Consider the following 23,232-nt stretch of genomic DNA (forward strand, 5'->3'; position numbering starts at 1 on the left):
CATGCGATCCAAGGTCCTCAACGCCGGCAGCGAACGCACCATCGCGCTGGTCTACGACGCCGGCGACGAGGTGGTCGCCACGCTGCAGCGATTCGCCGCCGACCAGAGCCTCACCGCCAGCCGCATCAGCGCCATCGGCGCCTTCGAGCGCGCCACCCTGGGCTATTTCGATTGGCAGCGCAAGGACTACGAGCGCATCGAAATCGACGAGCAGGTCGAGGTGCTCTCGCTGCTGGGGGACATCGCGCTCGACGGCGACAAGCCCAAGGTCCACATCCACGTGGTGCTGGGCCGGCGCGACGGCAGCTGCGTCGGCGGCCACCTGCTGCAGGCGCAGGTGCGCCCCACGCTGGAGCTGCTGCTGGTCGAGTCGCCCGGCTACCTCAAGCGCGAGCACGACGCCGCGAGCGGCCTGCCGCTGATCCGCATCGGATAGGGACGGCTCGCACCGACCCTCCGCTGCGGCGCGCGGATTCACGGCGTGCGCAGCGTGTAGAGGAAGGCCGCGATGTCGCGCGCATCCTGCTCGCTCATGCCCATGGGCGGCATGGCCGACAACGGATCGATCTCCTGCGGATCCAGCAGGAAGCGCACCATGCTCTGCGGGTCGTTCGCGACCACGCCGGCGATGAACGTCCGCGTGCCGATGCCGGCCAGCGGCGGTCCTACGTAGTGGTTGGCGCCGACGACGCCGGGGATCTGATGGCAGGTCTGGCACAGGAAGGCCTGCGCCTTGTGCTGCCCGACGCGCGCGTTCCCCAGGGGCACGCCGGGCCCGGTGGCCACACCCGGTGGAGCCTTGCGCGCAGCGTTGGCAACCATGAGCGTAGCCGGCGGTTCGGCTTTGCGGGCGGTGGCGTCGTCTGGCGGCCGCTTGCCCCCGCTGCCTGCGTCCGCCTTGCCGCCCGGCAGTTCCAGCACGAGCTGCCCATACTCGCGCGGCGACATCGCCGCCATCCCCTTGGTAAACGCGACCACGTCCCAGATCTGGTCGTCGCTGAGCCGGTACTCCCAGGCCGGCATGCCCGACATCTTGATGCCGTGCTTGACGATCCAGAAGATGCGCTCGCTCGGCCAGCTGCGCGCGGCCGGCATCAGGTTTACCGGCGCCGGGGTCATGCCGTAGGCAAGCGAGTCGGGTGCCACACCTGGAGCCCCGTGGCACTGCAGGCAGTGCGCGCGGTAGTGCACCGCGCCGGCGCGGATGCGCTGTGGCTCGATCAGGTCGGGAGGCGCGCGCACGTCCTGCGATTCGGCGATGACCGACCGCTCCATCGCGTAGTTCAGCAGCCGATAGACCGGCGGGATGTGCTGCCGGGTCGCCGCGACGTTGTAGATGCCGAAATAGACGAACAGCCAGGCACCGACGCCGCCGAGCAGCAGCAGCACCAGCAGGCCGATCAGGAGGTTGCGTACGCGGACGGTGGTCATGGCAGCGGGGCGGGGCGTCCGACGGTTCAGTGGGCGCTCACCAGGTAAGCCGCGATGTCGCGTGCCTCGCGCTCCGACACCCCCAGGTCGGGCATGGCCGTGCGCGGATCGATCTCCGGCGGCGACTGTAGCCAGCGCACCAGGTTCTCCGGGGTGTTCGCGATCACCCCGGCCACGTAGGCGCGCTCGCCCATGCCGCGCAGGGGCGGACCCACGTTCGCGCCGTAGCCCGGCAGGCCGGGGATGGTGTGGCAGGAGACGCAGCCGTAGCGTTGGATGGCCTGCATCCCGGCCTGTGCGTCGCCACCGGGGATGTGCATGGGCGCGCTCTCGCTGCTGCACCCGCCCAGCAGCAGGAGCAGGCCGAAGGCGCACGCACTGCGCGGCAGCAGGGCAGAAGCCCGGGTGGAGGTACTCGGCACGTTCGCTTCATTCTGCGGTTCGGCGTTTGGGCGCGGGGTGCTGTCGAGCGCGAACGCGAGGTAACAAAGGCTGGGAAATGAAAGGCAGAGGCGCGCGCGAGCCCACCGCGCGCCCGGATTCTTCAATCATTGCCACTCGACGAGAGCTGCTGCGTGCGCGGCAGCTCCGCCTGCCGCCCACCCATGACCGCCGCCACCCCACCCGCCTCCCCTGCCGCCCCGCTTCACCGCGAAGGTGTGCAGTCGGCACTGGAGGCCTGGAGCGATGGCGCCGCCCAGCTGCTGGAGATCACCTGGGTGCTGTTGATCGGCAGCGCCGCGATCTTCGTCGCGGTCATGGTGCTGGTGGCGCTGGCGGTGCTGGGGCCGCAGCGCATCCGTGCGGCGCTGGGCCGGCACGCCTGGGTGGTCGGCGGCGGCATCGTGTTCCCCACGGTGGTGCTCACGGGCCTGCTGGTCTACACGCTGTCGGCGGCGGGGCCGGTGTCGCACCCGCGCGGGCCGTCGGCCGCCCTGCGCATCGAGGTCACCGGCGAGCTCTGGTGGTGGCGGGTCCGCTATCTCGACGGCCAGGGCGGCGTGCTGCTGGAGACGGCCAACGAGATCCACATCCCGGCGGGGCAGCCGGTGGACCTGGCACTGGTGTCCGACAACGTGATCCACAGCTTCTGGGTCCCCAATCTCGCCGGCAAGCTGGACATGATTCCCGGCCACGTGAACTGGCTGCGCATCGAGGCGCGCGAGCCCGGCGTCTACCGCGGCCAGTGCGCCGAATACTGCGGCGCGCAGCACGCCAAGATGGCCTTCCACGTGGTCGCGCAGCCGCTGGCCGACTTCGAGCGCTGGCTGCAACAGCAGCTGCGCCCCGCCGCGCCGCCGCAAGAACCAGTGCTGCAGCTGGGGCAGCGGCTGTTCCTGGAGAACCGCTGCGGCGTCTGCCACACGGTGCGTGGCACGCCCGCCGACGGACGGCTCGGCCCCGAACTCACCCATGTCGGCCTGCGCGACTGGGTCGCCGCGGGCATCCTGCCCAACAACCAGGGCACGCTCGCCGGCTGGATCGCCAATCCGCAGGAGATCAAGGCCGGCGCGCGCATGCCGGCCTACCAGCGCTTCTCGGGCGACGAGCTGCGCGCGCTCTCGGCCTGGCTGGCCAGCCTGCGCTGAGGAACGCCATGGCATTGCCACCCGAGCACGAGATCGACTTCAGCAGGCTGCCCAATCCGGGCCCGCGCGACGACAGGAAGGAGCTGGCCCAGCTCAAGAAGATCTGGGCTCCGCCGAGCGGCCTGCGCTTCGTCTCGGTGGTCAACAACAACTACGTCGGCGCCTTCTACGTGGGCACGGCGCTCATGTTCTTCGTGCTGGCGGGCATCCTCGCGGTGATCATGCGCACCCAGCTGGCGGTGCCCGACAACGACCTGGTGGGGCACGACCTCTACAACCAGCTCTTCACCATGCACGGGACCATGATGATGTTCCTGTTCGCGGTGCCGGTGGTCGAGGCGATGGGCGTGCTGCTGCTGCCGAACATGCTGGCCGCGCGCGACCTGCCCTTTCCGCGCCTGAGCATGTATGCCTTCTGGGCGTACTTCGTGGGCGGCACGGTGTTCTTCTGCAGCATCTTCTTCGACCTCGCGCCCCGCGGCGGCTGGTTCATGTATCCGCCGCTCACCAGCTATGAATATTCGCCGGGTCACAACGCCGATTTCTGGCTCCTGGGCATCGGCTTCATCGAGATCTCCGCCATCGCCGGCGCCATCGAGATCGTGGTGGGCATCCTGCGCACCCGCGCGCCGGGCATGACGCTGGACAAGCTGCCGATCTACGCCTGGTCGATGCTGGTGCTGGCCGGCATGATCATCTTCGCCTTTCCGGCGGTGATCCTGGGCACGGTGCTGCTGGAGATCGAACGCACCTTCCACTGGCCCTTCTTCATCGCCGAAAAAGGTGGTGATCCCCTGCTGTGGCAGCACCTGTTCTGGCTGTTCGGGCACCCCGAGGTCTACATCATCTTCCTGCCGGCCGCGGGCATGGTCTCGATGATCGTGCCGACCATGGCCCAGCGGCCGCTGATCGGCTACAAGCTGATCGTCATCGCGCTGGTGGGCACCGGCTTTCTCAGTTTCGGGCTGTGGGTGCACCACATGTTCGCCACCGGCATCCCGCAGCTGTCGCTGAGCTTCTTCTCGGCCGCCAGCATGGCCGTCTCGATCCCGAGCGGCATCCAGGTGTTCGCCTGGATCGCCACGCTCGCCGCCGCGAAGAAGCTCTCACCCATGCAGACGCCCATGCTGTTCGTGCTGGGTTTCCTCTTCATCTTCGTGCTGGGCGGGCTCACCGGTGTCATGGTGGCCGTCGTGCCCTTCGACTGGCAGGCGCACGACACCTACTTCATCGTGGCCCACCTGCACTACGTGCTGATCGGCGGCATGGTGTTCCCGCTGTTCGGCGCGTTCTACTACTGGATGCCGTATGCGAGCTCCAAGCCGATGTCGGAGCGGATGGGGCGGTGGGTGTTCGCGCTGATGTTCATCGGCTTCAACCTCACCTTCTTTCCCATGCACATCACCGGGCTGGAAGGCATGCCGCGGCGGGTCTACACCTACCCGGCGGAGATGGGCTGGGGCACGCTCAACATGCTGTCCACGGTAGGGGCCTACATGATCGCGGCAGGCGTGCTCATCTTCCTCGTCGATCTCGCGATGCACTTCCGCATGACCGGTGAGAACGCCGGCAATGTCTGGAACGCCGGCACGCTGGAGTGGCTGCCCTCGGGCAACTACTCCAACCGCAGCATCCCGTTCGTCACCAGCCGCGAGCCCCTGTGGGACCAGCCCCGCCTGTCGGAAGACGTCGATGCGGGCCAGTACTACCTGCCCAACGCCCCCACCGGCGGGCGCGAGACCATCGTCACCAGCCCGGTCGATGCCAAGCCGCAGTACCTGCTGCAGATGCCCGGGCCCGGGTGGTCGCCGTTCCTCGCGGCAATCGGCACCGCCGGCTTCTTCCTGCTGCTGACCGTCAAGCTGGTCTGGCCGGCCATGGCCTGTGGCGTGATCGCCGTCGCGGCCGTGCTGCGCTGGGTGTGGGACACCGACCCCGGCTTCACGCACCCGCCGGTGGACGTCGGCGGCGGCATCCGCCTGGAGGTCTATGCCACCGGCTCGCGCTCGCACTCGTGGTGGGCCATGATGGTGCTGGTCATCGTCTCGGGCTCGATCTTCGCGTCGCTGGTGTTCTCGTACTTCTTCCTGTGGACCGTGTCGCCGCAGCTGTGGCCCCGGGACGCCGCGATGCTTCCCGGCTTCGGCTGGCCGGCCGCCTCGGCCGCCTGCCAGCTGGCCAGTGCGGCACTGGTGGGCTCGGCCGGCCGGCGGCTGCTGCGCCAGGACGACCGGGCGCCCACGCTCGCCTGGCAGCTGGCCATGCTGGTGGCCATCGCCCTGCTCTGGGCCGCCCTGGCGATTGACATCCAGGCCCAGTGGCGCACCGGGCTGGGTCCGACCGAGCACGCCTATGGCGCGGTGGTCTACACCATGGTGTCGCTGCAGGGGTTCTACGTGGTCGTCATGACCTTCATGGGCGGCTACTGCATGGTGCGCGCGGTCGCCGGCATGCTCACCGGCCGGCGCCGGGTCACCTTCGAGAACACGCGCCTGTACTGGTACTACGTCGTGGTGCAGGGGCTGATCGCGCTCGCCGTGGTGCACGGCTTTCCCCGCATGCTGGAGTAGCGCGATGGCCTCCGGCACCCTGCCACCGCAGCCGTTCTACCGGACCTTGCTGCTCACCTCTTCGGGCCCCATCGTGTGGGCGCTGCACTTCATCGCCATCTACGGCTTCCACGGCCTCGTCTGTGCGCGACCCGAATGGGACTGGCAGTGGTGGGGCATGTCGGCGGCCATGCTGGGGGTGCTGGCCGCAGGGGTCGTGGCGCTGGTGGCGATCGCGGTGTTCTGCGCGTGGGCCTGGCCGCGCAAGACCGCCGGCGAGCCCACCGGTTTCCTCGCCTGGACCACCGTCGGGCTGGGCGCGCTGTCGGCCCTCGCGGTGGTTTACGAGACCATCACCGTCTGGCTGGTGCCGGTCTGCGGCTGAGACGGCTCATGGGCGTGCACCGGTCGGCCGGAAGGCCGCGCAGGAAGGCCAGTCGCGGCGCCCGTGCGTGAGCGGCCGCGAAGCCGCGGTTTGAGGACGTGATCGGCCCGGGACGACGACCGCCTCAGCCGAGTCGTCCGCCCATCAGCCGCAGCTGCTGGCCGCAGCGCGCGGCCAGCGCCTCGTCGTGCGTCACCAGCACGAACGCGGTGCCGCGGGCGCGCGCCAGCTGCAGCATCAGGTCGAAGACGCTCTCGGCGGTGCGGCGGTCGAGGTTGCCGGTGGGCTCGTCGGCCAGGACGCAGGCCGGCTGCGTCACCAGCGCCCGCGCGATCGCCACGCGCTGGCGCTCGCCGCCCGAGAGCTCGGCCGGCCGGTGGCGCAGGCGCTCGCCCAGCCCGACTGATTCGAGGGTCTCGCGGGCCATCGCGTGGCACCGCTCGACCGGCTCGCGCCGGATGCGCAGGGGCATGGCGACGTTGTCCAGGGCGCTGAACTCGGGCAGCAGGTGGTGGAACTGGTAGACGAAGCCGAGGTAGCGGTTGCGCAGCCGCCCCTGCTCGGCCGCCCCGAGCGTCGCGAGTTCGCGCCCGTGCAGCATCACCCGGCCGGCACTGGGTGCCTCCAGGCCACCCAGCAGGTGCAGCAGCGTGCTCTTGCCCGAGCCGGACGCGCCGACGATGGCGACCGTCTCGCCCGGGTGCACGACGAAATCGACGCCACGCAGCACTTCGACGTCGAGTCCGCCTTCGGAAAAGCGTTTGCTCAGGCCCTCGGCCTGCAGCACGGCACCGCCTGCGAGGTCGTGCTGGTCATTCATAGCGCAGCGCCTCCGCCGGATTGACGCGGCTCGCGCGCCAGCTGGGGTAGAGCGTCGCCACGAAGGCGAGCACCAGCGAGATCACCGCGATCGGCACGATGTCGGCGGCCAGCGGCTCGCTGGGCATCCGGTTGATCAGGTAGATGTCCTTGGGCAGGAAGGTCGCGCCGAGCGCGTTCTCCAGCGCCGGCACGATCACGTCGATGTTCAGGGCCACGCCCAGTCCCAGCAGCAGCCCGGCCAGCGTGCCCACCACGCCGACGGTCGCGCCCTGCACCACGAAGATGCCCATGATGCTGCCGGGACTCGCACCCAGCGTGCGCAGGATCGCGATGTCGGCGCGCTTGTCGGTCACGGTCATCACCAGCGTGCTCACCAGGTTGAAGGCCGCGACCGCGACGATCAGCGTGAGGATGATGAACATCATGCGTTTTTCCAGCTGCACGGCCGCGAACCAGGTGCGGTTCTGGCGCGTCCAGTCGCGCAGCAGCACCGCGCCGGACATGCTGGAGGACAGCTCGGCGGCGACCTCGCGCGCCTGGTGCAGGTCGGCCAGGCGCAGGCGCAGGCCGGTGGGTCCCTCCAGCCGGAACAGCCGCTGCGCGTCCTCGATGTGCATCATGACGAGGCCGCTGTCGTACTCGAAGTGCCCGGAGTCGAAGGTCCCGACCACCGTCATCTGCTTGAGGCGCGGCACGATGCCCGCCGGCGTGACCTGCCCGCTGGGGGCGACCAGCGTCACCGGGTCGCCCTCGCGCACGCCCATGGCGCGCGCCAGCTCGGCCCCCAGCACCACCCCGAACTCGCCGGGCACCAGGCGCGCGAGTGCGGTGTCGCGCAGCTGCGCGGCCAGCTCGGTGATCTGCGGCTCCAGCGCGGGGTCGATCCCGCGCACCAGCGTGCCGCGCATGTCCTCGCCGCGGGCGATCAGGGCCTGCGCGGCGACGAAGGGCGCCGCGCCCACCACCTGCGGATGGCGCGTGGCTTCCTGCAGGGTGCGCTGCGGGTCGGCCAGGACGCCGCCGCCCGGGCCGTAGACCTCGATGTGCGAGACCACGCCCAGCATGCGGTCGCGCACCTCTTTCTGGAAGCCGTTCATCACCGACAGCACGATGATCAGGGCGGCCACGCCCAGCGCGATGCCGAGCATCGAGACGCCCGAGATGAAGGAGATGAAGCCGTTGCGGCGGGTGGCCCGACCGGCGCGGGTGTAGCGCCAGCCCAGGAGCAGTTCGTACGGAATTCGCATGCCGCGGGTGCAAAGCGTCCGGAAGGACGGAAAGGTGGGGGCGCCATTGTGGCATCCGGGACAATGGCGGCATGTCTCAAGGCGTTCCCCCTGGCGCTCCACGCGGTGCGCACCTGCTGGTGCCCTTTGCCGCGTGTGCCGGCGCCGGCTGCGGCGAACAGCTGCAGGCGCTGGAGCTGCCGGCGCTGGCCGCGCTGCTGGCGCAGCTCGATCCGTCCGAGACCGACGCCGGCACTGCGCACGACCTGTCCATGCCGCACGAGCGCGTCCTGGCGCGCCGCGCCGGGCTCTGGGAGCGCGACGGGCGCGTGCCGAATGCCGCCTGGGAGATGGCCCTGGCCGAACAGGACCCGGGCACTGCGGCCTGGGCCTGGATCACCCCCTGCCACTGGGCCGTCGGGCGCGACCACATCCGCATGCTGCCGCCCCACGCGCTGGACCTTCCCGAGGACGAGGCGCGCGCGCTCTTGGCCGCCATGGCGCCGTATTTCGCCGAAGACGGCATCACCCTCGCGTTCCGATCTCCCCTGCGCTGGCTGGCGCACGGCGAGCCCCTGCGCGAGCTCCCCTGCGCATCCCTGGATCGCGTCAGCGGCGCGGTGGTCGATGACTGGCTGCCGCGGGGCGACGAGGCCCGCACGCTGCGGCGGCTGCAGCAGGAGATGCAGATGCTGCTCTACACCCATCCCGTCAACGAGGGACGCGAGGCCCGCGGCATGCCGCCGGTGAATTCGTTCTGGGTGAGCGGCGCCGGCGCCCTGCCGCCCGGCGCTGCGCCTGCCCTGCCGGCCGGCCTGCAGGTGTTCGAGGGGCTGCGCGAGCCGGCGCTGGCGGGCGACTGGCCCGCCTGGGCGGCCGCCTGGCACGGTCTCGACGCCGGGGTGCTGGCCGGGCTGCGGGCGGCCCTGGACCGCGGCGAGCCGGTCTCGCTCACCCTGTGCGGCGCCGCCAGCGCCCGCACCTGGGCGGCGGTCGAACGCGGCGCGTGGCGCCGTGCCCTTCGTGTTTTCCGCAGCGCGCCGCCGGTGGCGCAGGTGCTCGCAACCCTATGAAGATCATTCCGAGAGACGTCAATCCCCGTGCCGCCTGGACCCTCGAACAGGCGGGCGTGCACCCCCTGCTCGCGCGGCTGTTCGCCGCCCGCGGCATCGCCTCGCGCGAGGACCTCGACGACGCGCTGTCGCGCCTGCTGCCGCCCGTCGGGCTCAAGGGCGCGCGCGAAGCCGCGGTGTTCCTGGCCGACGCCATTGCGGCCGACCGGCGGCTGTGCATCGTGGCCGACTACGACTGCGACGGTGCCACCGCCTGCGCCGTGGGCGTACGGGGCTTGCGCCTGCTGGGCGCGCGGCAGGTCGAGTACCTGGTGCCTGACCGGGTGGTCGATGGCTACGGCCTCACGCCCACCATCGCCCGGCGCGTGCACGCCCGCGGCGCCGACGTGCTGATCACGGTGGACAACGGGATCGCGAGCTTCGAGGGCGTGGCCGAGGCCAACGCCCTCGGGCTGCAGGTGGTGGTGACCGACCACCATCTGCCGGGCGAGCGGCTGCCGGAGGCCGCGGTGATCGTGAACCCCAACCAGCCCGGCTGCGGCTTCGACAGCAAGTGCATCGCCGGTGTGGGCGTGATGTTCTATGTGCTGCTCGCGCTGCGCGCCGAATTGCGCGCGCGCGGCGCCTTCACCGCCGAAGCGCAGCCCAAGCTCGACGCGCTGCTGCCGCTGGTGGCCCTGGGCACGGTGGCCGACGTGGTGCGGCTGGACGCCAACAACCGCCGCCTGGTGGCGCAAGGCCTGCGCCGCATCCGCGCCGGCGCGCTGCCCTGCGGCTTGTCCGCCCTGTTCGACGTGGCGGGGCGCCAGAGCGCCAGCGCCAGCGCCTTCGACTTCGGCTTCGCCGTGGGGCCGCGCATCAATGCGGCGGGACGCCTGTCCGACATGACGCTGGGCATCGAGTGCCTGCTCACCGACGATCCCGCCCGCGCCGAGGAACTGGCCCGCACGCTCGACGGCATCAACCGCGAGCGGCGCGACATCGAGGGCGGCATGCGCGATCAGGCACTCGAGCTGGCGCAGGCGCTGTTCGACGAGGGCGAAGAGCCGCCCGCGGCGGTGTGCGTGTTCGACCCCGAGTTCCACGAAGGCGTGGTCGGCATCGTCGCCTCGCGCATCAAGGAACAGCTGCACCGCCCCACCTTCGTCTTCGCGCCCAGCCAGGCGCCGGGCAAGGAACACGAGCTCAAGGGGTCCGGCCGCTCCATCCCCGGCTTTCACCTGCGCGACGCGCTGGATCTGGTGGCCAAGCGCCACCCCGGCGTGCTGCTGCGTTTCGGTGGCCACGCCATGGCGGCCGGCTGCACCGTGCTCGAAGAGCACTTCGACACCTTCGAGCAGGCGCTGGCGCAGGTCGCCGCCGAATGGCTCGAGCCTGCCACGCTGCAGCGCCGGCTGGACACCGACGGTCCGCTCGCGCCCGAATGGCGCCGCGTCGATCTGGTCGATCTGCTGCACAAGGAGGTGTGGGGGCAGGGCTTTTCGCCGCCCGTCTTCAGCGAGGAGCTGGAAATCGTCTCGCAGCGGCTGGTGGGCGAGAAGCACCTGGCGCTGAAGATCCGCCACCAGGGGCAGCCGGTGGACGGCATCTGGTTCGGACGCACGCAGCCGCTTCCGGCCCGGGCGACGCTGGCCTTCCGCCTCGATGCCGACGAATGGCAGGGTGCGCGCCGGCTGCGCTTCCTGGTCGAAGGCGCGGAGGTTTAGGGCGTAATTCGGCGCCGCCGCGCGAGAAGCCCCGCCGGCGGCGTCAGCCGCGGCCGCCCGACGGGTCGGCCCATCGCGCGAACAGCCGGGCGGCCACGCTGCGCAACGCTTCGTCGTCCGTGGCGCGAGCCCGCGCGATCTGCCACAGCGCGTACTCGCGGTCGTTGCGCATCTCGGCGCAGTGCACCGCGCGGCCATGCTCGGCCATGCGGGCCGCGAACTGGTCCAGCAGCACCTGCAAGCCCACCGGATCACCGGTCAGCGGTGTGGGCAGGGCTTCCTCGTCGCAGCACTCCAGGGATGCCTCGGGATTCGACAGGCGATCGTCTCTCTGGGACGCATCGACGCGTCGGGTAGGCACGGGGGTTGACATGCATCCAAGATACGTCGCGGCCGCGCTTGCGATGCGTCGGCAGCGGCGCGCAGCGCCTGTCGGACAGCAGCGCCATGTTGCACCGCCGCATACGGACATCCGTCAGCCGGCCGGCGGGCGCACGCCGGCCGTGCGGGCCAGGCTCAGCGAGACGCCGTGCGCACGGCGTCCGGGCTGGCGGCGGTCGCGTCCGCGGTGGCGCTTGCGCCTGGGCCGGCAGACCGAACTTCGGCGCCGGACTGCTGCAGGCCGAGGCGGCTGGTGCATGTGCCGATGGTCGAGCCCACCACGTACTGCAGGCAGTCGCTGAAGGCCGTCTGCTGCACCTGGGCAGCCGTGCGGCGCGCTTCGGCCTTGCGTACCTGATGGCTCACGACGAGGTAGAACGCCAGCCCCAGCAGCACGGCCAGGGTGACCATTCCGGTCCAGAAAACCCGCCCTGCCGTCGTACGGGAGCGGAGGGTCGGCAGTGGGTTGGGCGGCATGGACGAATGGGCGCTTTGCAGTGCAGCGCATGGTAGGCAGCCGCGGCGGCCGGCACGGCACGGCATCCACCCAAGCCCCTGTAGGACAGAATCGGGGCCATGTCCCTGCTTCTCGACGCCGTCGCGACGGCGCGCCTGCTGCCCACCCCCGCCCTTGTCGAGCACCTGCGCGCCGTGCTGCGGGATGCGTCGGTCGAAGTGCCGCCCCGGCTCGTGCAGGCGCTGCACGGCGGCGGCAGCCTGTTCGTGATGCCGGCACTGGACCGGCACATCGCCATCACCAAGCTCATCACCTTCACGCCCGCCAATGCGGGCAGCGCCCGGCCGGCCATCCAGGGAGACGTGGTGGTGTTCGACGTCGCGACCGGCGAACGCCGCCTGGTGCTGGACGGACCCACCGTCACCGCCCGCCGCACCGCGGCCGTGTCCCTCCTGGCGGCGCAGGCGCTCGCGCCCGCGCCCGACGGACCGTTGCTGATCGTGGGGGCGGGTGCGCAGGGCTTCGCGCACCTGGAAGCCTTCGCCGCCGGACTGCCCCTGCGCGCCGTGCGCATCGTCTCGCGCAGTGCGGCCAGCGCCGAGGCCCTGGCCGCACACGCCCGTGCGATGGGGCTGGATGCATCGGTGCTCGCGCAGGCCGACGCCGCCCTGGCCGAATGCCCGCTGGTGGTGACCTGCACCCCGGCGCGCGAGGTGGTGTTGCGGCAACGTCCGCGCGAGGATGCCTTCATGGCGGCGGTGGGCGCGTTCACGCCGCGCATGGTCGAGCTCGCGCCCGAGCTGTGCCGGCACTGCGCAGACACCGGCGGCATCTGGCTGGACGCAGCGGACGCGCGGCACGAAGCCGGCGACCTGCTGCAGGCGGGGCTGGACCTGGCGGCCTTGCCCACGCTGGCCGACCTCGTGCGCGGCACGGCTGCTGCCCGCGCCGGGTCCGGGCCGGTGCTGTTCAAGAGCTGCGGCTGGGCCGGCTGGGACCTGGCGGCGGCACGGACGGCGCTGGAAGCCGCCGATCGGGCCTAGGGAGGCGCAGCTCGCCCGGCTCGCCGGGCGTGGAGTGTTTCAGGCCTTCGGCAAGGTCACGCCGCGCTGTCCCTGGTACTTGCCGCCGCGGTCCTTGTAGCTCACCTCGCAGACCTCGTCGCTCTCGAAGAACAGGACCTGGGCGCAACCCTCGCCGGCGTAGATGCGCGCCGGCAGCGGCGTGGTGTTGCTGAATTCGAGGGTGACGTAGCCCTCCCACTCGGGCTCGAAAGGCGTCACGTTGACGATGATGCCGCAGCGCGCGTAGGTGCTCTTGCCCAGGCAGATGGTGAGCACGTTGCGCGGGATGCGGAAGTACTCGAGTGTGCGGGCCAGCGCGAAGCTGTTGGGCGGAATGATGCAGGAGTCGCCGTGGAAATCGACGAAGCTTTTCTCGTCGAAGTTCTTGGGATCGACCACCGTGCTGTGGATGTTGGTGAAGACCTTGAATTCGGGCGCGCAGCGGATGTCGTAGCCGTAGCTGGAGGTGCCGTAGCTGATGACGCGCTGTCCATCGACCTCGCGCACCTGCCGCGGCTCGAAGGGCTCGATCAGGCCATGCTCCTCGGCCATGCGGCGGATCCACTTGTCGCTCTTGATCATGCTGCTGCTCTCCTGGGGGGCTCGATTGTAGGTGTCGGCCACGTGGGCACCCCCGCCACGTGCACCCGTTCGACGACGCGCTCGTCGCCCAGCACGATGAGCGCGAACAGCAACTCGTCCACCGTGCGCGCGTGCCCGGTGCGACGCGCCAGCAAGGGGGTCGCGCGGGGGTTCAGCACGACGAAATCGGCCTCGCAGCCCGGCTGCAGGTTACCGACCACGCCGTCCAGCCCGAGCGCCTTCGCCGCCCCGGCCGTGTGCTGCCACCACAGGCGCGCGGGCGCGAGCGACAAGCCGGGTTTGGTCTGGCCCTCGCGGCCGACGTAGTAGGCCGCGAGCATGGTGTGAAAGGGGCTGAAGCTGGTGCCGCCGCCGACGTCGCTGCCCAGGCCGTGGCGAAAGCCCACGCGTTCGGCGCCCTCGTAGTCGAAGAAGCCGCTGCCCAGGAACAGGTTGCTGGTCGGGCACACCGCGGCCGCGGCGCCCGAGTCGCGCATCAACGCCCGGTCGTCGTCGTCGAAGTGGATGCAGTGGGCGTATATGGCGCGCCCCCGCATCAGGCCGAAGTCGTCGTAGACGGCCAGGTAGCTGCGCGCGTCGGGGAACAGCTCGCGCGCCCACAGGATCTCGTCGCGGTTCTCGGCCACGTGCGACTGGATCCACACGTCGGGGTAGCGCGCCGCCAGCTCGCCGGCGCCTCGCAGCTGCGCCGGCGAGCAGCTCGGCGCGAAGCGCGGCGTGATGGCGTAGCCCAGGCGTTTCTGGCCGTGCCAGCGGCGAATCAGCGCTTCGGTGTCGATCAGCGACTGCTCGGTGTCGTCGCGCACGCCGTCCGGCGAATGCCGGTCCTGCAGCACCTTGCCGCCGATCAGGCGCATGTTGCGTTGCGCCGCCGCGCCCATGAGCGCATCGACCGACGCCGGGTGCGAACTGGCGAAAGCGAGTGCGGTGGTGACGCCGTGGCGCAGCAGCTCGTCCAGGAAGACCTCGGCCATCCCGGCCGCGTGGGCCACTTCGGCGAAGCGTGACTCGTGCGGGAAGGTGTAGTGCTCCAGCCAGGGCAGCAGCCCGTCGGCCGGCGAGCCGATCACGTCGGTCTGGGGGAAGTGCACGTGCAGGTCGATGAAGCCGGGTGCCAGGATGCGATCCGGCAGATGTTCGACGGCGATGCCGGGGAAGTTGCCCGCGAGTGCCGACCAGGCACCCGCGGCGCGGACGACCGGCGTGCCGTGTGCGTCGGGGCCGATGACCAGCAGGCCGTCTTCATCGAAGACCGCGGTGCCATGGTCATCAAATCTCAGGAGAGCGGCGCGGAAAGCTTGCATGCGGCGAGCTTAAGCCAGCGGAGCGTCGCAGCGACCGGCACTGCTCCGAGGGCAGCCCCTCCGCTCGAAGGTAGTCCGACGCCCGGCTGCCACCGCGCGGCCACCGCGACGGCGCGACCGCGGCCGCCCAGGCCAGGGACAGCGGACGTCCGCTTTCCGAAGCCTAGGAAGGAAGGCCCACGTCGATGGCCATGTGCTCGCTCCGCGCGCCGTCCAGAGGCCCTACGTAGCCTTCGACAATCGGCAACAGCGCCGCAGGCAACTGCTCCTGACCTGCCTTGAGCAGGGCTGACTCACATCTCGACAATCGGTCGAAGGCCTGCTCCTCGTCCTGCTCCGCTGCGTCGATTTGTCTCTGTACCGCCGCGATGTCCGCATCGAGTTCCCGCTCCTGCGTGTAGTGGTGACGCACGCACATGCCCAGGCAGCACACCAGGCCCAGCATGGTGGCGCCGACTCCCACGGTGACCGCGTCCGTATCCTCGGACCCGGCCAGCAGGAAATAAGCCGTGGTCGGCAAGGCGACGAGCAGGCACATGCTGGCCACGAGGCGTTGGGGCGCCCAGCCAGCCGAGCGGCGGTCCAGCAGGATCACCTGCCGCTCCCGCAGGGCGCCGGTCGCCGCCTGCGCTGTCGCGTGCGCCTGCTGCAGCCGCGGGCGTTGCGCCGTGAGGCGCATCACGTCTCGCCGCGCGTCGCGCAACCGGGTGTCTATGAGCCTGCCGCCGCGCACGGGGGATACGCGGACGAGTACCGCCTCGTCCGCATGGGCACCTGATGGCCGGCGCGGCGCGGGATGGGAATGAACTGCTGAAAACAAGGGGGAGTCCTCGAGGCTGATGAGCGAAGCGGGTGCTGCTCGGCGCGCTGCATGGGTGGACGGCACGCCCCTCCCGTTCCGAGAACGTCAGCGTTCGCGCACCCGGCGCGAGTGCGAAGCGGGTGCGAAGCGAGTGCGGTGCAACTGCGCGGCACGTTGCGCTCCGGTGCCGCGCAAGTTGGGCGTGCGGCGCCTCTGCGCGGGTTCGCGCCGCCAACCACAGGCGAGCCGGCAGCCCGTGCGTCGCTCAGCCGCGCGGCTTGCCCACGACGCCTTCGACCAGCCAATCCATGCCGATGATGGCGTCATCCTGCAGCGTCTTGCCGGCCGGCACGCGCTCGCGGCCCGCGTTGTCGCGGATCGCCTGGCGCCCCGCCGCGAACGGATGCAGCCGTCCGGCGGCGATATCCGCCTGCCGCGCCTGGACTTCGTCGCGCACCGCCTGCGGCACCTTGGGGCCGAACGCGCCCACGCGCACCATGCCCTCCTTCACGCCGCCCCACACCTGCTGCGGCTTCCACTGCCCGGCCAGCACCTCGCGCGCGCGCTGCGTGTAGTAGTCGCCCCAGTGGTGGGTGACGGCGGCGACCTGCGCGTCGGGCGCGAAACGGCGCATGTCCGAGTGGTAGGCCACCGCCAAGCGGCCACGCTCTTGTGCGGCGGTCATGACGGCGGTGGAGGCGGTGTGGAAGGCCAGCACGTCCGCACCCTGGTCCATGAGGCTCATGGCGGCGTCCCGCTCGCGCGGCGGATTGAACCACTCGCCCAGGAACACGACCTTCACCTGCGCCTGCGGGTTGACCGAGCGCATGCCCAGCGTGAAGGCGTTGATGCCCTGCAGCACCTCCGGGATCGGCAGGCCCGCGACATAGCCGGCGCTGCCGCTGCGGCTGAGGCGCCCCGCCGCGATGCCGGCGAGATAGCGGCCTTCGTAGTAGCGGGCGTTGGCGGTCGCGACGTTGGGGGCGGTTTTCAGGCCCGTGATCGATTCGAACTTCACGTCGGGGAAGTCGCGCGCGACTTTCAGCGTCGGCTCCATGTAGCCGAAGCTGGGGGTGAAGATCAGGGTGTGCCCCTGCGCGGCCAGATCGCGGATGACGCGCTCGGCATCGGGCCCTTCTGGCACGTTCTCGATCGAGGTGGTCCGCACCTGTGGGCCGAGCGCCGCCTCGAGCGCGCGGCGGCCGTCCTCGTGCTGGCGTACCCAGCCCGCCTCGGTGGCCGGCGCGACGTGGACGAAGGCCACGCGCAGCGGCGCCACGGAGCCCTGGGCAAAGGAAGCGGAAAGGGGAAGGCAACAGGCGGCCGCGATGGCGCGCGCCGCGAGGTTTTTGTACATGGTGTTCCTCTACATGGCCCCGGGGAAGCACGGAAAGAGCGGCCGCCGGGGCACGGCCGCGAGGGCGCGATTCTACGGGGCCGGCTGCAGCGTCGCCTGATGGGCCCACCGTGCAGGCCTCAGCTGCAGGGGTCGGTACTGCACCTGCGCCCAGGCGTCCGACATGTCCCGGTAGCGGGGGCTGAAGACCAGCCCGCTCTGCCCCGTCTGGTAGATGAACTGCGAACGCTCCAGGTCCGCCAGGTCGTACAGCGCCCGCAAGCTGGCGGCGTGGCGGTTGGCGAAGGGCAGCAGCGCGTTGTTGGGCGCGTACTGGCCGACGTTCACCGTCCAGGCATCGCCGCCGGTGGGCACGCGCACGTCGAACCAGCGCGCCAGTGCCGCGACGTTGCCGAATGGCCGGTGCGTGGAGAGCGCGGGGTGCGCGGCGCCCCAGCGCCAGGCGGCGACCTCGCGGCCGTGCTCCGAGGCGATGCGCTCCAGCGCGCGGTCGAGCGCGGCGGCCGATTGCGCGGCGCATCCCTGCGGAGCGCACCACCACGCGCCGGCCTGCGGGTCCTCCAGCATGGACTCCAGCCCGGCGCGAAAAGAACGCTTTCCATACAACGCGTCGAAGCGGGCCTGGCCCAGACGCGGCACCACCAACGCGCGCGTGAGCTCATCGGCCCACACGGCGAAGATCAGCGGCGCGGCACCGTCTGCGCGCATGTCGCCGTCGAAGCCCTGCAACTGCTTGCGCGCGGCCGCGGCAAGCGGGTGCGTGCCGGTCGTGGCCTGCAGCACCGGCAGCAGCCGTCGCGTGGCCAGGGAAACTGTGTCGGCCTGCACTGCGCGCATGCTCGCGAGGTCGTGCCGGGGCGTGGCTTCGAGCAGGGTCTCGATGCGCTCGAAGCGCTCCGGCGTGCTCCAGTCGGCGCCCAGGAAGTGCGGGTAGTCGGGCCCGTGGATGCGCTGGTTGGCCGTGGCGTGCCAGCCGCGTGCGGCGATGGCGTCGGCGTGCTTGCGCGGCGTCTGTTCCGGGGCGAGCCAGCCTGTCCAGTCGTAGCGGGCGTCCCAGCCGGGCGCCGGCGCCACGCCGCGCAGGTCGTTGCCGGCCGCGCGCTGCGGCACGCGACCGATTGCCTGGAACGCGGTGCGGCCGCCAGTGTCGGCCGCCACCACGTTCTGCATCGGCGAGTGGTAGAGATCGAAGGCTTCCAGCAATTCATCCACCGAGCGGGCGGCATTCGCGCGCAGGCCTGCCAACACCGTCGCGTTGTCGGCGTCGAGCGCGGCCCAGCGCAGTGCGATCGCATAGCGGCGGGTGTCGATCACCTCGCCCCAGCCGGGCGCCACGTCGCTGATCACCGGGCCGTGGCGCGTGCTGCGCACCACCAGCGTCTGCGGCGCCTGGCCCTTGATCCGGATGATCTCCTCGCGCCGGGCGAACGGCGCCCAGCCCTCCGGCGTGCGGTACTGGCCGGGGTCGTCGGCGTGCACCTGCTCGAGGTAGAGGTCCTGCACGTCGGGGCCGGTGTTGGTGAAGCCCCAGGCCACCTGCGTCGTGCGCCCGAGCACCACCGATGGCAGGCCCGGCAAGGTGGCTCCGATGACGTCGGTGGCCGGCCCCGACGGCCCGGCGGGGGCCTGCAGGCGCGCGAAATACCAGATCGCCGGCGCGCTCAGGCCCAGGTGGGGATCGTTGGCCAGCAGCGGCTTGCCCGTGGTGCTGCGCGATCCGTCGATCACCCAGTTGTTCGAGCCGATGCCCTCCAGGTGCCCGAGACCGGCCAGCCACGCGTCGAGCGCGGGCCATCGGTCGGTCGGCGTCGCCGCGGAAGTCCTGACCGGCGTGCGGTAGACCCCCAGCCCGTGGTACAGAGCGGCCAGATCGACCTGCGTCGCCGGAGCCTCGCCGGGGTAGGGCGGCATGAGCTGCCACAGCTGCCCGGTCGTCAGTCGCTGCAGCGCGGACAGCCGGGCGAACTCGGTGCCCCAGTTGCCGCCCAGGTCGAGCGCCATCATGAGCGCCCAGCCCATGCTGTCCTGCGGCGTCCAGGCGCCGGGGCGCACCTGCAGCAGGTGGAACTCGGGCGACAGCACCTGGTCGCTGCCCGCGTGGAAGCCGTTGATGCCGTCGGCGTAGGCCTGCACCAGCCGCTGCGCCTCGGGCGGCAGCCGCTCCCACTGCGCCTGGGCGGCCTGCACGATGCCCAGGGTGCGCAGCATGCGGTCGGTCGCCAGCGTGCTCGGGCCGAACAGTTCGCTGAGTTCGCCGCGCATCAGCCGCCGGTTGAATTCGAGTTGCCAGCCGCGCTCCTGGGCGTGCACGTAGCCCAGCGCGTAGGTCGCATCGGCGAGGCTGCGCGCCTCGATGTGGGTGACGTCGGCTTCATCGCGGCGCACGTGCACCGCGTGCGCGAGGCCCGGCGCGCGCAGCTCGCCGTCGAGCGCGGGGAAGCTGCGCCAGACCAGCACGGCCGCGAGCAGCGCCACCAGCGCCAGCAGCACCCCCAGGGCCGCCAGCCCGATCTTCAGCACACGCATGGCAGCAACTCCCTCAGGCGAACGAAGCGAAGCAGGCGTCGAGCTCGCCGATCCACCGGGCGCGGCTGGCCTCGTCGGCGAAGCTCGCCTCGAAGCTGTTGCGCGCGAGGCGGTAGGCATGTCCCGCGTCCATGCCGGTGGCCGCGAAGATTTCGAGGTAATTGGTGTTGAGGTAGCCGCCGAAATAGGCCGGGTCGTCCGAGTTCACCGTGACCGCCAGGCCGGCGTCCAGCAACTCGCGGATGTTGTGCTGCGCGAGCTGCGGAAAAACGCAGAGCTTGAGGTTCGACAGCGGACACACGGTCAGTGGCATGCGGTCCTGCGCCAGCCGCTGCATCAGCGCGGGGTCCTTGCTGGACTGCACGCCGTGGTCGATGCGCTCGACGCGCAGCACGTCCAGCGCCGACCACACGTAGGCGGGCGGGCCCTCCTCTCCCGCATGGGCCACCAGGTGCAGGCCCAGCTCGCGGCAGCGCGCGAAGACGCGGGCGAACTTCTCCGGCGGGTGCCCGACCTCGCTCGAATCCAGGCCCACGCCGATGAAGCGATCGCGCAGCGGCAGCGCCGCCTCGAGCGTCTCGAACGCCTCCTCTTCGCTCAGGTGCCGCAGAAAGCACAGGATCAGCGCCGCATCGACCCCCAGCGTGGCACGGGCGTCCTCGCAGGCGCGGTGCAGGCCGTCGATGACGGTTCTCATGGGCACGCCGCGCGCCGTGTGCGTCTGCGGGTCGAAGAAGATCTCGGCGCGGCGAACATTGTCGGCGCGGGCCCGCTCGAGGTAGGCCCAGCACATGTCGTAGAAGTCCTGCTCGTGCAGCAGCACGCTGGCCCCGGCGTAGTAGATGTCGAGGAAGCTCTGCAGGTTGTCGAAGTCGTAGGCGGTGCGCAGCGCGTCCACGCTCGCGTACGGCAGCTGCACGTCGTTGCGCCGCGCCATCTCGAACATCAGCTCCGGCTCGAGCGAGCCTTCGATGTGGATGTGGAGCTCGGCCTTGGGCATGCGGCGCAGGAGCTCGGGCAGGCGCTCGGCAGGGACGGCGTGCGCAGGCGGGGAAGACGGGGGGAATGCGGGCGCGATCATGCCGCCATTGTGAAGCCAGGGCGGCGCGCGCCGCGGCACCCCGAAGGGATGCCGCACCCATCGCCCGCATCGCGCGGTCGCGAACAGGGCGGTCGAGGGCGGCGCTAGGCGGCGGCGGGCCAGCTGACAGCGCCGGTGTCCCCCTGCGGGTGCGCCGCGGCGCGGGAGGCGATGTACTCATCCAGAGTGCCCGCAAACACCGGCTCCTGCAGCGAGTGGCGCAGCCACGGCAGATTCCCGGCGCTCGATGCCAGGCTGGTGTGGCGCAGGAACTCGGCGCAGCTGGCGGTGAACTGCTCCGTACTGATGCCTTTCGAGTTGCGGGCCCAGTCCTCGATATGGGCTTGCAACTCGCAGACATCGGCCACCTGCCGCATCTGCTCCTGCCCCGCCTCGAGAAACCTCTGCAGGTTGGCGAAGACCTCGTTGATCACCGACAGGGGCTGCTTGGCCGTGACCGGCACGCCGATCTTTTCGCTGATCGCGGCCAGGGAATCGGCCAGGAGCCCGAGTCGCTCCAGCGCCGGCACGGGCTTTTTGTCGCGCAGGGCCGTTGCCAGCGCCAGCACCTGCTGCTTCGCCACCGCCAGGCCTTCGGCGCCCGCACCGCTCTTGGCGACCTCGGCCAGGGCGCGGGCCATCGCCAGCGACGGAATGACTCCGGTGTAGTCGCGCCAGAACTTCGGCGTGCGCTGGGATCTGCTGATGCCGCTGATCTCGTCCCGGTTGAAGAAGTCGCGAATCCGATTGCCGCCCGGATCGCGCATGCCGCCTCCGGTCAGGCTGCCGCCGGGCCCGGTGATGAGGTCGTTGAAAGCGTGACCGAAATCGATGCGACCGACGGCGCCCTCGCCCAGGACCACCATGTTTCCGGGGTTCACATCGTGGTCTGCCACCAGCGCAGAGAGGGCCAGATTCCGGCAGATATCCTGCGTCTGCGCAGGCGACGGATGCCAGACGCCGCCTCCGGCCGCCGCCCTGCCCTCGGCGCCCGAAGCGGATGTTCCGGGGGCCGGTGCCAGATCGACGAGAACGTGCTTTCTTCGCGCCGGCTGCTCGTGCGCGGCGGCGGCCGTAGGCGCCCCGGCGCTGGTGCCCGAGGTCTCCTCGGAGCCCTCGCGCGCCGCCGCTCGCGGGTAGTACACCTCGTCCAGCGTGCCCCGGCAGCCGGAGAGGTAGCGCGAAGCGACGGCGCCATAGTCGCTGGTGGTGTCGTGCACCAGCGCCACATCGGGCACCAACTGCGGCGACGTACCGCCGACGTCGCTTCCACCCTGGCCACGTGCGGAGCGCTTGAACCCGCTGGAGATGGCGCGCGCGACGTTGGCGCCGATCAGTTCCGACAGGTTCTCGGAGTCCTTGCCGCCCGCCTTGGCTCGCCGCGCCAAGCGACCCAGGCCCGTGCCCTTGAACACCGAAAACTTGAGCTGAAAGAATGATCCTTCAGGTTGGCTCTTGAGCTTCGCTCGCACGCTTCCCGTGGCACCGCCCGTGCTTTGCGCGCCATCGAGCATGAACTCGTCCAGCGACATCAGCCGCGGCACGGGCGCACGCCCCCCCGGAGCGGGGTCGGGCGACACACGGCCTGCGGGCGCCGCAAGTGGAGCGACGCCCACGCGGGGGTTGTCGGGGGCCGCGCTGGGGCTGGGGACCTTGACGTCCGGGCCGAACTCCGGGAGCTTGCGATCGTCCGGAGGGTTCTGCCAGGGTTCCGCGGCGGCCGCTGCACCGCCGGCGTGGTCCGTGAGCGCGTCGAGTCGCCGCCGGAGTTCTGCCACGGTCATCAGGCCGGAGCTCGGCGGCTGGTCGCCGCCCTCACCCGCTGGCGCATCGGCGTCGAAGCTGGGAAACAGGATCTGAAGCAGGAACGGCGCCGCTCGTTGGCGGCTGAGCTTGTCGCTGCGGGATCGATCAACCCTGCGCCCTGCGTCGGTCGCGGCTTGTTTGCTGGACACGAACAGCACGTAGGTCCCGTTCTTCTCCCGCGCTTCCAGGGTGCCCTTGCCTTTGGCTGCATGGGCGAACTGCCGAAGTGCATTCAGGCCCTTTTCGGTGTCGAAGGACGCGCCCTCGCGAAGATCGATTGCGAACTGGGGTTTGCGAAAGAGCGAAGACTTCGTGAACAAGGTGACCTCCTTGGGACGACCGGGGGTCAGGCACGAACCCATTCCCCGTGTGATTGCACTAGCGAGGCGGCATCCGATGGCGCAGGAGCGGCGGATATGCCGATGGCGAGCCGCTCGCGCGCGCTTCGCGCACGAGCGGCAAAGCGCGTCATGCGCACGCCCAGCGCGGCAGCGTCGAGGCCGGCCACGGCGACCTCTTCGAGCTGGACGACCGAGTCGTCGGCCGGCTCGAGCCCCATGCGCAAGCCCCCGGCCTCGTGGCGCAAGGCAGACACGTGCAGCAGCAACCGGTAAGCCGCCTGCTCGGTGCCCGGTGCCGGAAGCCCGAGGTTGGCGGCCATCACCAGCACGCCCCGCTGGGCGTCGTGTGATAGCTCGACTGCCGTGTCCGGGGGGAGCGTGACCAGCCAGCCAGCGTCGTCCCACTCGATGACCGCAGCAGCGCCGAGCCGCTCTCCAAGAGCGACAAGAAGCTCGCGCATGCCATCTTCATCTACAACTTCCATGGCACTCCATGACAGACATTGCGTCTCTTAGTAGTACCAGTCTAGCGAGCACCCCCTCGCGCGGCAAGCACGAAAGGCACAAGGTGGAGGGGTACCGCGGCATGAACCCCTGTCGTCCTGCGCCTCGACCCCGGAACGCAGCTGCACGCCTCACGGTGATCGACTCCAGAACAGATCACCGATTGGCGCGGCTTCGCGGTCCTGTCGGCCGCGGCGCTCCTACAGGATCCGGTCGGGCGCTCGC

General features: G+C 70.8%; 21 protein-coding genes. 7 read left to right on the forward strand and 14 right to left on the reverse strand.

Annotated features, from left to right (window positions below):
• The first annotated feature begins 1 nt into the window (after position 1).
• Positions 2 to 436, forward strand: a complete 435-nt coding sequence (locus WG922_RS04545) for a PPC domain-containing DNA-binding protein (protein WP_340280976.1) — start codon at positions 2 to 4, stop codon at positions 434 to 436.
• A gap of 38 nt (positions 437 to 474) precedes the next feature.
• Here the strand turns inward: WG922_RS04545 and WG922_RS04550 are convergent, their stop codons facing one another.
• Both WG922_RS04550 and WG922_RS04555 read right to left on the reverse strand, forming a co-directional pair.
• Entirely contained in the window at positions 475 to 1,431 is a 957-nt protein-coding gene (locus WG922_RS04550; protein WP_340280977.1) for a c-type cytochrome, read from the reverse strand.
• 26 nt (positions 1,432 to 1,457) lie between these two features.
• Positions 1,458 to 1,853 (reverse strand): c-type cytochrome, encoded by a 396-nt coding sequence (locus WG922_RS04555; protein ID WP_340280979.1) that lies wholly within the window; start codon positions 1,851 to 1,853, stop codon positions 1,458 to 1,460.
• Positions 1,854 to 2,036: 183 nt separating this feature from the next.
• Between WG922_RS04555 and coxB the strand changes: the two genes are divergently transcribed.
• The 3 genes from coxB to WG922_RS04570 are packed head-to-tail and all read left to right on the forward strand — an operon-like array spanning position 2,037 to position 5,954.
• Positions 2,037 to 3,020, forward strand: a complete 984-nt coding sequence (gene coxB / locus WG922_RS04560) for a cytochrome c oxidase subunit II (RefSeq protein ID WP_340280980.1) — start codon at positions 2,037 to 2,039, stop codon at positions 3,018 to 3,020.
• An 8-nt stretch (positions 3,021 to 3,028) separates the two neighbouring features.
• Positions 3,029 to 5,590: a cytochrome c oxidase subunit I gene (gene ctaD / locus WG922_RS04565; protein WP_340280981.1), complete on the forward strand. Its 2,562-nt coding sequence runs from the start codon at positions 3,029 to 3,031 to the stop codon at positions 5,588 to 5,590.
• A gap of 4 nt (positions 5,591 to 5,594) precedes the next feature.
• Positions 5,595 to 5,954 carry a hypothetical protein gene (locus WG922_RS04570; protein WP_340280982.1) on the forward strand — a complete coding sequence of 120 codons (360 nt, stop codon included), beginning with the start codon at positions 5,595 to 5,597 and terminating at the stop codon, positions 5,952 to 5,954.
• A 124-nt stretch (positions 5,955 to 6,078) separates the two neighbouring features.
• On the opposite strand, the gene lolD is transcribed toward WG922_RS04570, so the two are convergent.
• Both lolD and WG922_RS04580 read right to left on the reverse strand, forming a co-directional pair.
• Entirely contained in the window at positions 6,079 to 6,774 is a 696-nt protein-coding gene (gene lolD / locus WG922_RS04575) for a lipoprotein-releasing ABC transporter ATP-binding protein LolD (RefSeq protein ID WP_340280983.1), read from the reverse strand.
• Complete coding sequence (locus WG922_RS04580; protein WP_340280985.1) at positions 6,767 to 8,023, reverse strand: lipoprotein-releasing ABC transporter permease subunit; 1,257 nt, start codon at positions 8,021 to 8,023, stop codon at positions 6,767 to 6,769. Before WG922_RS04580 ends, lolD begins: the two co-directional genes overlap by 8 nt.
• A 71-nt stretch (positions 8,024 to 8,094) precedes the next feature.
• Here WG922_RS04580 and WG922_RS04585 point away from each other — a divergent pair, with 71 nt between their 5' ends.
• Positions 8,095 to 9,075, forward strand: a complete 981-nt coding sequence (locus WG922_RS04585; RefSeq protein WP_340280987.1) for a phosphoglycerate mutase — start codon at positions 8,095 to 8,097, stop codon at positions 9,073 to 9,075.
• Positions 9,072 to 10,781 (forward strand): single-stranded-DNA-specific exonuclease RecJ, encoded by a 1,710-nt coding sequence (gene recJ / locus WG922_RS04590; RefSeq protein WP_340280988.1) that lies wholly within the window; start codon positions 9,072 to 9,074, stop codon positions 10,779 to 10,781. The genes WG922_RS04585 and recJ overlap by 4 nt, the downstream gene beginning before the upstream one ends.
• 43 nt (positions 10,782 to 10,824) lie before the next feature.
• Here the strand turns inward: recJ and WG922_RS04595 are convergent, their stop codons facing one another.
• Together WG922_RS04595 and WG922_RS04600 are read right to left on the reverse strand one after the other, a co-directional pair.
• Positions 10,825 to 11,154, reverse strand: a complete 330-nt coding sequence (locus WG922_RS04595; RefSeq protein ID WP_340280989.1) for a hypothetical protein — start codon at positions 11,152 to 11,154, stop codon at positions 10,825 to 10,827.
• A 143-nt stretch (positions 11,155 to 11,297) separates the two neighbouring features.
• Entirely contained in the window at positions 11,298 to 11,573 is a 276-nt protein-coding gene (locus WG922_RS04600) for a hypothetical protein (RefSeq protein WP_340280991.1), read from the reverse strand.
• Positions 11,574 to 11,738: 165 nt separating this feature from the next.
• Here WG922_RS04600 and WG922_RS04605 point away from each other — a divergent pair, with 165 nt between their 5' ends.
• The gene (locus WG922_RS04605; protein ID WP_340280992.1) at positions 11,739 to 12,662 is read left to right on the forward strand and encodes a delta(1)-pyrroline-2-carboxylate reductase family protein; all 924 of its coding nucleotides are present in this window, start codon (positions 11,739 to 11,741) and stop codon (positions 12,660 to 12,662) included.
• A 39-nt stretch (positions 12,663 to 12,701) separates the two neighbouring features.
• Here WG922_RS04605 and dcd read toward each other — a convergent pair whose 3' ends face one another.
• From dcd to WG922_RS04645, 8 genes are all read right to left on the reverse strand, one after another.
• On the reverse strand, positions 12,702 to 13,265 hold the full coding sequence (dcd, locus tag WG922_RS04610; protein ID WP_340280994.1) for a dCTP deaminase: 564 nt from the start codon (positions 13,263 to 13,265) through the stop codon (positions 12,702 to 12,704).
• Positions 13,262 to 14,590, reverse strand: a complete 1,329-nt coding sequence (gene guaD / locus WG922_RS04615) for a guanine deaminase (RefSeq protein WP_340280995.1) — start codon at positions 14,588 to 14,590, stop codon at positions 13,262 to 13,264. Before guaD ends, dcd begins: the two co-directional genes overlap by 4 nt.
• A gap of 163 nt (positions 14,591 to 14,753) precedes the next feature.
• A complete protein-coding gene (locus WG922_RS04620) occupies positions 14,754 to 15,410 on the reverse strand; it encodes a hypothetical protein (RefSeq protein WP_340280996.1) in 657 nt (218 codons plus the stop codon).
• A gap of 247 nt (positions 15,411 to 15,657) precedes the next feature.
• A complete protein-coding gene (locus WG922_RS04625) occupies positions 15,658 to 16,749 on the reverse strand; it encodes a BMP family ABC transporter substrate-binding protein (protein ID WP_340280997.1) in 1,092 nt (363 codons plus the stop codon).
• A gap of 72 nt (positions 16,750 to 16,821) precedes the next feature.
• Positions 16,822 to 19,275: a penicillin acylase family protein gene (locus WG922_RS04630; protein WP_340280998.1), complete on the reverse strand. Its 2,454-nt coding sequence runs from the start codon at positions 19,273 to 19,275 to the stop codon at positions 16,822 to 16,824.
• 13 nt (positions 19,276 to 19,288) lie between these two features.
• Entirely contained in the window at positions 19,289 to 20,356 is a 1,068-nt protein-coding gene (locus WG922_RS04635; protein WP_340280999.1) for an adenosine deaminase, read from the reverse strand.
• Positions 20,357 to 20,460: 104 nt separating this feature from the next.
• A complete protein-coding gene (locus WG922_RS04640; protein ID WP_340281001.1) occupies positions 20,461 to 22,482 on the reverse strand; it encodes a hypothetical protein in 2,022 nt (673 codons plus the stop codon).
• 26 nt (positions 22,483 to 22,508) lie between these two features.
• A complete protein-coding gene (locus WG922_RS04645; protein ID WP_340281003.1) occupies positions 22,509 to 22,988 on the reverse strand; it encodes a type III secretion system chaperone in 480 nt (159 codons plus the stop codon).
• Between the last annotated feature and the right edge of the window lie 244 nt (positions 22,989 to 23,232).

This window comes from Ramlibacter sp. AN1015 (genome assembly GCF_037726105.1).
Taxonomy (GTDB): Bacteria; Pseudomonadota; Gammaproteobacteria; order Burkholderiales; family Burkholderiaceae_C; genus Ramlibacter.